General features: G+C 66.5%; 11 protein-coding genes. 5 read left to right on the top strand and 6 right to left on the bottom strand.

All coding sequences use genetic code 11. The annotated features are described in order from the left end of the window. A partial coding sequence (locus tag KBY74_RS03145; RefSeq protein WP_254941467.1) for a biliverdin-producing heme oxygenase occupies nucleotides 1–92 on the bottom strand: 92 nt, incomplete at its 3' end. Between the two features lie 77 nt (nucleotides 93–169). Next, nucleotides 170–628, bottom strand: a complete 459-nt coding sequence (locus KBY74_RS03140; RefSeq protein ID WP_106632949.1) for a hypothetical protein — start codon at nucleotides 626–628, stop codon at nucleotides 170–172. A gap of 83 nt (nucleotides 629–711) precedes the next feature. Here KBY74_RS03140 and KBY74_RS03135 point away from each other — a divergent pair, with 83 nt between their 5' ends. From KBY74_RS03135 to KBY74_RS03125, 3 genes are read left to right on the top strand one after another with little or no spacing between them, the layout of a single operon-like run. Then, the gene (locus tag KBY74_RS03135; RefSeq protein ID WP_254941462.1) at nucleotides 712–2,157 is read left to right on the top strand and encodes an NADP-dependent isocitrate dehydrogenase; all 1,446 of its coding nucleotides are present in this window, start codon (nucleotides 712–714) and stop codon (nucleotides 2,155–2,157) included. After that, nucleotides 2,154–3,452 (top strand): (Fe-S)-binding protein, encoded by a 1,299-nt coding sequence (locus KBY74_RS03130; protein WP_254941461.1) that lies wholly within the window; start codon nucleotides 2,154–2,156, stop codon nucleotides 3,450–3,452. Before KBY74_RS03135 ends, KBY74_RS03130 begins: the two co-directional genes overlap by 4 nt. Then, nucleotides 3,449–4,837, top strand: a complete 1,389-nt coding sequence (locus KBY74_RS03125; protein WP_254941460.1) for an APC family permease — start codon at nucleotides 3,449–3,451, stop codon at nucleotides 4,835–4,837. Before KBY74_RS03130 ends, KBY74_RS03125 begins: the two co-directional genes overlap by 4 nt. On the opposite strand, the gene KBY74_RS03120 is transcribed toward KBY74_RS03125, so the two are convergent. After that, nucleotides 4,834–6,171: a four-carbon acid sugar kinase family protein gene (locus KBY74_RS03120; RefSeq protein ID WP_254941459.1), complete on the bottom strand. Its 1,338-nt coding sequence runs from the start codon at nucleotides 6,169–6,171 to the stop codon at nucleotides 4,834–4,836. The genes KBY74_RS03125 and KBY74_RS03120 overlap by 4 nt on opposite strands. 17 nt (nucleotides 6,172–6,188) lie before the next feature. On the opposite strand from KBY74_RS03120, the gene KBY74_RS03115 reads away from it, so the two are divergent. After that, complete coding sequence (locus tag KBY74_RS03115; protein ID WP_261360234.1) at nucleotides 6,189–7,364, top strand: FAD-binding oxidoreductase; 1,176 nt, start codon at nucleotides 6,189–6,191, stop codon at nucleotides 7,362–7,364. Here KBY74_RS03115 and KBY74_RS03110 read toward each other — a convergent pair. Then, entirely contained in the window at nucleotides 7,291–8,226 is a 936-nt protein-coding gene (locus tag KBY74_RS03110; protein ID WP_396123075.1) for an alpha/beta fold hydrolase, read from the bottom strand. The genes KBY74_RS03115 and KBY74_RS03110 overlap by 74 nt on opposite strands. A 24-nt stretch (nucleotides 8,227–8,250) precedes the next feature. On the opposite strand from KBY74_RS03110, the gene KBY74_RS03105 reads away from it, so the two are divergent. Next, nucleotides 8,251–8,598 carry a hypothetical protein gene (locus KBY74_RS03105; protein ID WP_396123073.1) on the top strand — a complete coding sequence of 116 codons (348 nt, stop codon included), beginning with the start codon at nucleotides 8,251–8,253 and terminating at the stop codon, nucleotides 8,596–8,598. Here the strand turns inward: KBY74_RS03105 and KBY74_RS03100 are convergent. Both KBY74_RS03100 and KBY74_RS03095 read right to left on the bottom strand, forming a co-directional pair. Further along, nucleotides 8,558–9,091 (bottom strand): isoprenylcysteine carboxylmethyltransferase family protein, encoded by a 534-nt coding sequence (locus KBY74_RS03100; RefSeq protein WP_254941457.1) that lies wholly within the window; start codon nucleotides 9,089–9,091, stop codon nucleotides 8,558–8,560. The genes KBY74_RS03105 and KBY74_RS03100 overlap by 41 nt on opposite strands. Further along, nucleotides 9,072–10,427: a cation:proton antiporter gene (locus KBY74_RS03095; protein ID WP_254941456.1), complete on the bottom strand. Its 1,356-nt coding sequence runs from the start codon at nucleotides 10,425–10,427 to the stop codon at nucleotides 9,072–9,074. The genes KBY74_RS03100 and KBY74_RS03095 overlap by 20 nt, the downstream gene beginning before the upstream one ends. Between the last annotated feature and the right edge of the window lie 105 nt (nucleotides 10,428–10,532).

Raw genomic sequence — 10,532 nt, 5'->3', positions numbered from 1 at the left:
TTAAGGAAGCAGCTCACGAAGCCGGTGTTCTCCGCCATCGTGTGGGCCTTTTTGGTGCCTTCACGCAGTTGGGAAGCAAGGGCGACGGCCATCTGACGGGGACGTTGTACGGGCGAGGAGCCAAGTTAGGCGGGAGTTTTACCGAGGCGCCTGGCAAGGTTGCGAAGGGTTACGCCGCCAGGTTCTGATCGGCCTGCTCGGCGCCACCGAACAGATCAAACAGCTCCCGGGAAAACTGCTGCAACTTCTGCGCCACCTCGGCCTGGGGCAGATGACTGCCTGACGGCTGCCAGTCGCCCACGGTGGCCAGCCGCCAGCGCTCGCTCTCGTAGGTGAGTCCCCTGATCGTCACCCCCAGCAGGCGAGGGCGTTCAGCCCTGCTCCGCCCTGGGGCCCCGTCCAGGCGCAGCTGCACCAGAAAGGAGCGGCACTGGCTGCGGGGACTCCAACCCGGTAGGTGAAAGGAGAGATCCAGGCTCTCCTGCTCGGCAAAGGCACGGGTCAGCGCGTCGTCGCGCCAGGGGGTGAGGTTGGCTCGGGCATCGGGGAAGTGGACGCGAAACAGGCTCGCCGCCGCAGCGATTGCCTGGGCAAGTTCAAGGGATTGGGCCTGATCGGCGGCATTCATGCCGTTTCCCCTGAGCAGAACCGCAACATGCCTAAAACCTAGGCTCGCCACACCGATAAGGCCGATCCGGTCAGTAACAGCCCATGGCAACCCGTAGCGCCGCCAGCTTTGAGAAGCTCACCACCCCCGCCAGCGGCACCGCAATTCGCTTCGAAAACGGTCAACCGATCGTGCCCAACGATCCGATTGTTCCCTTCATCCGCGGCGATGGCACGGGCGTAGACATCTGGCCCGCCACCCAGAAAGTGCTGGACGCGGCGGTGGCCCAGGCCTACGGCGGTGAGCGCCGGATTGAGTGGTTCAAGGTGTACGCCGGCGATGAGGCCTGCGACCTCTACGGCACCTATCAATACCTGCCGGAAGACACCCTGAGCGCCATCAAGCAGTACGGCGTGGCGATCAAGGGGCCCCTCACCACACCGATCGGCGGCGGCATCCGCTCCCTCAACGTGGCCCTGCGCCAGATCTTTGATCTCTACTGCTGCGTGCGCCCCTGCCGCTACTACGAGGGCACCCCCAGCCCCCACAAGCGGCCGCAAGACCTGGACGTGATCGTCTATCGCGAAAACACCGAAGACATCTACATGGGGATCGAGTGGGAAGCCAACGATCCGGTGTGCCTCGATCTGATCAAGCACCTCAATGAAGTGGTGATCCCAGCCAACGGCAAGCTGGGCCAGCGCCAGATCCCAGCGGGCTCCGGCATCGGCATCAAGCCCGTGAGTAAGCACGGCAGCCAGCGCCACATCCGCAAGGCGATTCAGCACGCCCTGCGCCTGGAGGGCGACAAGCGCCACGTGACCCTGGTGCACAAGGGCAACATCATGAAGTTCACCGAAGGTGCCTTCCGGGACTGGGGCTACGAGCTGGCCACCACCGAATTCCGCGATGTCTGCATCACTGAGCGGGAGAGCTGGATTCTGGACAACGTCGAGCGCAATCCCGGCCTGAGCATCGAGGCCAATTCCCGCATGATCGAGCCCGGCTACGACAGCCTCACCCCCGAGAAGAAAGCCGCCATTGATGCCGAGGTGCAGGGCGTGCTCGATGCCATCGGCGCCAGCCACGGCGGTGGTAACTGGAAGCAGATGGTGCTTGTCGACGACCGCATCGCCGACAGCATCTTTCAGCAGATCCAGACTCGCCCCGCGGACTACTCGATCCTCGCCACCCTCAACCTCAACGGCGACTACATCTCCGATGCGGCCGCAGCCGTGGTGGGAGGCCTGGGCATGGCCCCCGGCGCCAACATCGGCGACAACGCCGCCATCTTCGAGGCCACCCACGGCACCGCTCCCAAGCACGCCGGCCTTGATCGCATCAATCCCGGCTCGGTGATCCTCAGCGGCGTGATGATGCTCGAGTTCATGGGCTGGCAGGAGGCCGCCGACCTAATCACTGCGGGCCTGAGCGCCGCCATCGCCAATGGCGAGGTGACCTACGACCTGGCCCGACTGATGGAGCCTGCTGTGGAGCCGGTGAGCTGCAGTGGCTTTGCTGATTCTGTGATCCGCCACTTCGGCGGATGAACACCGACCCCTGCGTGCACTGCGGCTTCTGCCTGCCCACCTGCGCCAGCTACCGGGTGCTGGGAACGGAGATGGATTCACCCCGGGGCCGCATTTACACCCTCAAGGCGATCGCCAACGGTGAACTGAGCCTCGATGCCACCGTGGCGAAACACTTCGACAGTTGCCTGGGCTGTCTCGCCTGCGTAACCGCCTGTCCGTCAGGGGTGCGCTACGACCAACTTATCGAGGCCACGCGCCCCCAGCTCAACGCGCCTGAGCTGCGCAGCTCCGCCCAGCAGGCATTTCGCAAGCTGCTGTTTGCCCTGCTTCCCTACCCTGCGCGGCTTCGGGCCCTGCTCACGCCGCTGCGCCTTTACGCCGGCACCCCCCTGCAGGCCCTGGCCCGCCGCAGTGGGATCACCCGCCTATTCGGCCCCCAGCTGGAGGCCCTCGATCAGCTGCTACCTCCCTTGGCGCCGGCCGGCTTCCGCGACGACTTCCCCCTGGTAGTGCCCGCCCAGGGTCCTCGCCGCGCCCGGGTAGGGCTGGTGCTGGGCTGCGTCCAGCGTCTATTTGATCCAGCCGTGAACCAGGCCGCCGTGCAGGTGCTGAGCGCCAACGGCATCGAGGTGGTGATTCCGCCCAGCCAGGGCTGCTGCGGCGCCGTGACCCACCACCAGGGAGAACTCAGCCAGACCAACGAGCTGGCAATCGGCTTGATCCAAAGCTTCGAGGCCGTAGTGGGCCCAGGCAAGCCCGCCGGGGCCGGGCCTCTCGACGCCGTATTGGTGGCTGCTTCCGGTTGCGGCCACACCATGAAGGCCTACGGGCGGCTCACCGGCAGCAGCTTCTCCGCCCCGGTCGCGGATATTCAGGAGTTTCTCGCCGATCTCGGCCTAAGCCAGCCATTCCTCGCCGCCCTTAAGCCCCTTACCCACGCTGACGGCGAGCCAGCCAGCGCCAAACGCCCGCTCCGACTGGCTTATCACGACGCCTGCCACATGCTGCATGGCCAGGGCATCAGCAGCCAGCCCCGGGCCCTGCTCAATGCCATCCCCCACATCCAGCTGCGCGAAGCGACGGAAGCGGGAGTGTGCTGCGGCAGCGCCGGCATCTACAACCTGGTGCAGCCTGAGGAGGCCGCCGCCCTTGGGCAGCTCAAGGCCAAAGACCTAGCCGGCACCGGAGCCGAGCTGGCGGTTAGCGCCAACATCGGCTGCAGCCTGCAGATCCGGCGCCACCTGCAGGAGCTGCCCCAGCCGATCCCGGTGCTGCATCCGATGCAGTTGCTGGAGCAGAGCTACAGCGGTTGAGCCAACCCATCCCCGACCAGCCGCCAGACAACCAGGCCCCTAAAGGCCGACTACTAAACATTCTGGGAGTGGGTTTTGGCTTGGCCGGTGCCGTAGGCGGCACGATCGGGGCCGGCATTCTGCGCACTCCGGGCCTGGTGGCAGCCCAATTGCCCTCAGCGGAGCTGGTGCTGGCCGCCTGGCTGGCCGGCGGTCTCTATGCGCTGGTGGGGGCGGTGTGCATAGCCGAATTGGCGGCAGCCTTGCCGAAGGCCGGCGGTTGGTACATCTACGCCGAGCGGGCCTTCGGCAAGCGCGTGGGCTTTCTGGTGGGCTGGACCGACTGGCTGGCCCATTGCATCGGCCTGGCCTGGGTGGCCACCACCGTGGGGGAATACGGCCAGGCCTTGCTGCCCGCCGCGATCCCCCAGGGGCCCTACACGGCCCGAATCCTGGCGCTGCTGGCCATCGGCCTGTTCAGCCTGATCCAGCTGCGAGGCCTGCGGGCCGGCAGCGCCAGCCAGGAATTACTCAGCCTGGCCAAGGCGGTGGCCTTTCTGGCCCTGGTGGCGGCCTGCTTCCTACTGCCCATCCAGGCGGCGCCCCCCATCGCGCCACCACCGCCTGCGCCCACAGCGATCGCGGACTGGCGGAGCCTGAGCCTGGCAGTGGTGCTGGCCCTACAGGCAGTGATCACCACCTACGACGGCTGGGCCAGCCCCGTTTATTTCGCTGAAGAATTCAGCGAGCCGGGGCGAGATCTACCCCGCTCCTTGATCGGCGGGGTTCTGGCGGTGCTGGTGCTTTATCTGCTGATCAACCTGGCCCTGCTGCATGTGCTGCCGATCGCCCAGCTGGCCAGCTCAAACCTGCCGGCCGCCGCCGCCGCACGCGCCCTGGCTGGGCCGCTGGGTGGCCTACTGATCACCGCGTTAGCGCTGGTCTCCCTGCTGGGCCTGATCAACACCGTGGTGATGGCCGCCCCGCGCATTTTGTTTGGTCTCAGCCGCGACGGCCTGCTGCCGAGCTTTGTTGCCCAAGTGAACGGGGGCGGCACCCCGAGCGCGGCCCTGCTGCTCACCAGCACTGCCGCCGCGGCCCTAGTGCTGGCCGGCTCCTTCGAGCGGCTGCTAACCATGGGCGCCGTGCTCTACGTGAGCCTGCCGCTGGCGGGCATTGCCTCCCTGGTGACCCTGCGCCAGCGGGAGCCGGAGCTGCCCCGCCCCTTTCTCACCTGGGGCTACCCCGTGTCCCCCTTACTGATCACGGCGGTATCCCTGGCCTTCCTTATGGGCAGTACGGCCAACGACTGGCTAAGCAGCCTTGCCGCCCTAGCCCTCGTGGCCACGGGCTACGGCGTCTGCCTGTTGGCGGAGCGACGACCTTTAGCAGAGGAAACGAGTTAATCCGCGGTTGCCAAGCCTTCCATCCAGCGCCAGGCAAGCCGCAGCGTGTCCCCATCACCGAGGTTGCCGGGGAAGGTGAGCACCGGCAGAGGCTCTGGCAGATCAGCCAGCACTAAGGAAAGCCCAGGCAGCAGCTGGCCTTTCAACTCGACCGCCGCCAGAGCCAGACCATCGGCCAGCAGGGTGTGGGTGGTGATGCCCCCCTTGCTGATCAGGTAACCCAACTGGGGGGCCAGGGCAGCAGCCAGCCGGGCCATCAGCGCCGCCAGAGCGTCGCCTAAGCGGCGGCGCTGCGCCACTGATGCGCACTGGAGCTCACCCCGGCTGGTGTACAGCACGGGCGTTTGCCCCTGGGCCAGCACCCGCCGCAACTGAACCAGCCAGTCGGCCTCCAGGGAAGCCAGCAGGGGCTCCGGCAGGGAGCCTTCCAGCAGCCGCGCCAGCTTGGCGACAGGCAGCTCCAGCCCCACGCAGCGGGGCTCCGTCAGCAGCTGGGTGAGCTGGGCATCAGCCAAAGGCACGTGGGAGCCCACCAGCACCAGCCCTGGCTCAGAGCGGCGCAACCGGGCCAGGGCAGCTCCAGCCAGGGGCTGGGGCGGCAAAGCCGCTAAGGCCTGGATCCAACTAGCCGCCGACTGGGAAAGCACCGCCCGCGGCCAGGCCTGGCGCACCACCTGGGCCAGGGCGGCCAGTTGCTCAGGTCGCTCCCCGTCAACGGCTACCACGGGCCCGCCATCTAGGGCCGCCAATCGCTCCGCCAGGGCCTGGCCGCCATCAGCGGCGGCGTAATCCAACTCGGCGCCGGTCAGACGCTGGACCTGGTGTGCGGCGATACGGCCCCCGCTTTTTTCCTCCACCCAAACCGGCAGATCGCTACTGGCGTAGCCAAACAGGCGGTCGCGGGCGAAGGCGGTTTCGTGCACGGGCTGGCCGTGCAAGCGATGCACCCCCTCCACGGTGGTGCGGCCCCCCTCAAAAAAGGCCGGGATCAACAAGGTGGCCGCAAAGGGGCCGAGCTCGGCCGCGATCACCTCCACCTCCAACGGGAAGTGACCCCGCAGGGTGGAGTCGCCGCGACTCACCAGCCACCAACGCTCAATGCCTGCCAGGGGCAGGGCCGCGGCCAGGGCCCGGCAGATCTGGCGCACCCGCTCCGCGGCTGCTTCCGGCGCCAGGGCCCGGGTGTTAGCCAGCAGAAACAGCAGCGGCGAAGGGTGCCGCAGCCCCGCAGCCAGGGTGGCGGCATCCCAGCGCAGCAGCAGCGGGCAGCTGTGCACCGTCTGGGAGCCGGTGGGGTCATCGTCGATGACGATGATTTTGGAGGAGGCGGCCATGGCACCATCGTGCCGTGATGACTCCGGAGCCCAGGGAGCTGCAGGAGCTGGTGCGCGAGCTGCACCAGCAGGCTGCGCCCTGGCAACCCGCCGGCCTGGGCAGCCGACTCAACTGGGGGCCGCCAGTTATGGGCGCCAGCGCCACCGTTAGCTGTAGGCGGCTGAGCGGCATCGTGGAGCACAGCCCTGGCGATTTCACTGTGACGGCCCTAGCCGGCACGCCCCTGGTCGAATTGCAAGCCGAACTGGCCCGCCACAGGCAATGGCTAGCCCTTGACTGGCCCTGGGGCAGCGGCCCAAACGGCCAAGCCAGCGGCAGCCTGGGCGGCCTGGTGGCAAGAGGCCTGGCCGGCGGTCTGCGTCAGCGCTATCTGGGCGTGCGCGACCAGATCATTGGGCTGGAGTTGATCCGCAGCGACGGCACCCGCGCCCGGGCCGGGGGCAAGGTGGTGAAAAACGTGGCCGGCTACGACCTGATGCGCTTGATGGCGGGCAGCTGGGGAGCCTTAGGACTGATCAGCAGCCTCACTCTGCGCACCATGCCGGAGCCACCCCAGCGGCGCGGCCTGAAGCTGGCGGGGCCGCTCGAAGCCCTCGGCCAACTGGCCGCCTGGCTGCTGGGCTCAAGCCTCAGCCCGGAGCGGATCGACTGGTGGCGCCCCCCTGGCCCCCAAGAAGAAGACACCGGACTGCTGATCAGCCTGGCCAGCATCAACGCCCTCACTCTCAATGAGCAGATCGGCTGCATCGCCGCCAAGGCTGCTGCCTTGGCAATTACGGCCCAAACTCTTGAACCCGCCGAACTCGCAAGCCTGGTAGGCCAAAGCCAAGGGTCTGAAACTGGGTCCAGCGACTGGTTGCTGCGGCTGGCGGTGCGCCCCAACCAGGCGACTGCTCTGCTCAACGATCCAGCCCTGGCCGGCTTGCCGGTGGTCCTGGGGGCTGGCAGTGGCTTAGGTCTCGCCTGGGCAACTGCCTCAGCCCTACCGACCTACAAGGTGGAGGCGCTCAGGCGCCATTGCCAGCAGGTTGGTGGCTTCCTGACGGTGCTACGCCAGCCCGCCAGCAGCAAACTGCCGGCCTGGCTGGATGCCCCATCGCGGCCCATGATCGAAGCGATCAAGCGGCAGTTTGACCCGAAGCAGCAACTGTCGCGCGGTCGCCTGCCTGGAGTGGAGCCGCCCCGGAGCTGAGGCCGGCGATCCAGTCGAGCAGGGCAGCATTCACCTGATCTGGCACCTCGTCGTGGGGACAGTGACCCGCCTCGAGCACCACTTCGCTGGTACCTGCAGGAGCATGGCGCTGGAAAGCAGCCCGCCGGCCCACGGCGTTGATCCAGGGGTCCCGGATGCCCCAGAGCAACAGCAAGGGACATGTCAGCTGGGCAAACAACTCATCGAGGGGCTGGCCGCGGGGGATATCAAACACGGTGCGGAAAACACCGAATGCCCCCGGATCCAGCGACGGCCGCCGGATCGCCTCCACCAAGGCTTCATCGACGTTGGTCTTGTCGACATACACCTGGTTGAGGGTGCGGCGAATCGTGGCCGGCCGGCGCAAATTTTCAAACAACAACCGCTGCAGCACCGGGCTTTTGAGCAGGGCTCCCGCAATGGTCTGGCGGGTGATCGCTCCCCAGCCCTTAGGCGGCGCCTGCTCATCGCTGAACGGCCCTGCCGCATTCAGCAGCACCACCCCGGCCGCCTGGTCTCCCAGGGCAGCGCCAGCCGCCAGGGCTGAAAACCCGCCAAGGGAATTGCCCACCAACACCGTCGGCCGGCCGATGCGCTCGCTCACGTATGCGGCCAGCTGGTCGCGCCAGAGGGGGCCGCCATAGGCAAGCTCGGCCGGCTTGGCGCTGCGACCGAAGCCCAGCAGGTCGATGGCGTGCACCTCATGGCGCTGGGCCAGCACGGGAATGTTGTGGCGCCAGTGGTCGGTGGAAGCACCAAAGCCATGCACCAGCAGGATCGCGGGGCCATCGGGATCAGCTGGCGCCGCTGCGATGGCGTGCACTGGATGGCCCGCGTAGCTCCAGGGCTGGGGTGCAGACACGGAAGCCACCTTGATGTGTCCAGGGTGATCGATGCTAGGGAGATCCGCGGCGCGCCATTGCCCCTCACCAGCCCTGACTGGAGCCCCTTCCTGCCGGGGATCGCCCTGTGGGCCCTAGCTCTGTACCTCCCCTTGAGCGGCCCCCTTGGGCGCCTGGAGGAAGCCCTGGCCGCGGGCTCCCTGCCGAGCCCTGTCCAGCAGGTGATGCTGGTGATTAGCAGCTTGCTGCTAGCCCTGGCCATCGGGGTGCTGGCCGACCTGAGCCTGAGCTGGGCCCTGGGCCCCGACTGGGCCAGCAGCCTCGGCCTGATCGCCGCAGGCTGGGGGCTGTTCACAGCGCTCGCCAGTCGAGCCAGGGAAGACGGGGAATGATTGCTGGTGTGCGGGCCCGGTAGATGGCGTAATCGGGATAGGCAAGCTCAAGGGCCCGCTCCTCGCGGCGCGCCTTACCGCCCAGCACGGCCACCAGGGCCAGCAGCAAGGCCAGATGCAGCAGGCTGCCCAGGGCCAAACTCACCCCCAGGGAACAAAGCAGCACCGCTTGATAGAGGGGGTGACGGCAACGGCCGTAGGCCCCGCTTGTCACCAACGGGGCGCCAGGAATCGGATCAGGCAGGGGCGTAAGGCTGGAACCCAGCCCCCAGAACGCCTGGACCGCCAACACCAGACCCAGCAGCAGCAAAATGGCACCGGCTAAGGCCAGCGGCAGGGGCCAGGCATAACCCCAGGCACCGGGGGCAGGCCAGAGGGGCAGCAGGTGGGCGGCAATCAGGGCCAGCTGGGCGAGCAGCCACCACTCACCGTGGCGATTGTCTAGCCAGCCCCCCCAACTCAGGCCCCAGCGGTCAGGTTGGAATTTCGGCAAGTGGATCAAGATCCGGACCTCCAGCGCTGCCACCCAGCACCAGTCTGAGCAGAATCGGCGCCAGGAAGGTGGTGCCGATCACCATCAGCAAGATTGCGGCCTCCAGCGGCTTGGTAAGCAGCCCTGCCTGGGTACCCAGGCCAAGAAAAATCAAGCCCACCTCGCCCCGGGGCATCATCCCCAAACCAACCACCAACCGGTTGGTTTTCTCCTTGCTGAAATAGCTCCAGCCGGTTGCCACCTTGCCGGCAATCGCCACGGTGAGCAGGAAGGCCGCCACGATCAATCCCTCCCGGTTTTCAGGGTTCAGCGGATTGAGCACCGACAGATCCATGCCCGTGCCAATCAGCACAAAGAAGATCGTGGCAAACAGGGCAACTAGGGGCTTAACGGTGTCCTGGATCGCATGGGTGTGCTTAGAAGAGCTGAGAATCAAGCCTGCAGCGAAAGCGCCAAGAGCGGCTTCCAGGCCGATCGCCTGGGCCACAAAACAGCAGAGCGACAACACCACGAAAGCCGCCACGACCACTTCGCCAGGGGCCTTGAGCTGATCGAGCAGCCAGTCGAACCCAGGAGCAGCAGTGCGGCTCAGGAACAGGGCTGCCGCGACAAACACCGCTGCCGCCGCAACCAACTTCAGGATCGGGCCAAGGCTGAAGCCCTCGCCGCCAGCCAGGCTCACCACCACCGCAAGGATCACGATGCCGAGTATGTCGTCGAGTACGGCCGCGCCGATCACCGTCTGACCCTCGCGAGTGCGCAGAAACTTCAACTCACCAAACACACTGGCGGTGATGCCGATGCTGGTGGCCGTCATCGCCGCACCGGCGAAGATCGCCGGAATCAGGGGCACATGGAAGATGTAATAAAGGCCCGCAGTGCCTAGGGCAAAGGGAAGCACCACCCCGGTTACGGCAACGGTGGTGGCCTGGGCACCCACCGCTACCAGCTCCTCGAGCTCGCTTTCCAGTCCGGTGAGAAACAACAGGGCAAACAGACCGATCTGGGAGACCGCTTGCAGATTCGGGAAGGTCTCGGCGTAGATCTCCTGCACCATTTCCGGTGAGAGATCGGCCAGAGAGCTGAGCAAGCCCAAGCCCCAACTGCTGAGTTGGACCTGGGTTTCGGGCGGCACGATCAAATGCAGACCGGAAACGCCAATCAGAACGCCAGCTACCAGCTCCCCCAGGATCGTGGGCAACTGCACTCGCACCATCAGCTCCGCCAGCAGCCTGGCCGCCACGAAGATCACTAGAAACTCCCCCACCGAAATCAGGGTTTCAGCAACTTCGGCTTGGTGACTGCCGATTTCAAGCAAAAGCGCTGGCAGAACCATGGATCGGTGAGTTCGCGGTAGTGAGAGGCGCGACCATAAAGCCGCCCGCGCCACGGTGTTTGGACCCTGATCACTATCAAGCCGTGTGGTTGGGCTTTGGCAACC

Origin of the sequence: Cyanobium sp. A1C-AMD (assembly GCF_024346495.1) — a bacterium.
GTDB classification, from domain to species: domain Bacteria; phylum Cyanobacteriota; class Cyanobacteriia; order PCC-6307; family Cyanobiaceae; genus Cyanobium_A; species Cyanobium_A usitatum.
Note: the sequence above shows the minus strand (reverse complement) of the source record. Positions and strands in the feature narration are given on the sequence as shown.

Bases quoted from the DNA above. Each gene is read 5' to 3' on its own strand.
- KBY74_RS03140 (WP_106632949.1), bottom strand. From the start codon at position 628: ATGAATGCCGCCGATCAGGCCCAATCCCTTGAACTTGCCCAGGCAATC.
- KBY74_RS03135 (WP_254941462.1), top strand. From the start codon at position 712: ATGGCAACCCGTAGCGCCGCCAGCTTTGAGAAGCTCACCACCCCCGCC.
- KBY74_RS03130 (WP_254941461.1), top strand. From the start codon at position 2,154: ATGAACACCGACCCCTGCGTGCACTGCGGCTTCTGCCTGCCCACCTGC.
- KBY74_RS03120 (WP_254941459.1), bottom strand. From the start codon at position 6,171: ATGGCCGCCTCCTCCAAAATCATCGTCATCGACGATGACCCCACCGGC.
- KBY74_RS03115 (WP_261360234.1), top strand. From the start codon at position 6,189: ATGACTCCGGAGCCCAGGGAGCTGCAGGAGCTGGTGCGCGAGCTGCAC.
- KBY74_RS03095 (WP_254941456.1), bottom strand. From the start codon at position 10,427: ATGGTTCTGCCAGCGCTTTTGCTTGAAATCGGCAGTCACCAAGCCGAA.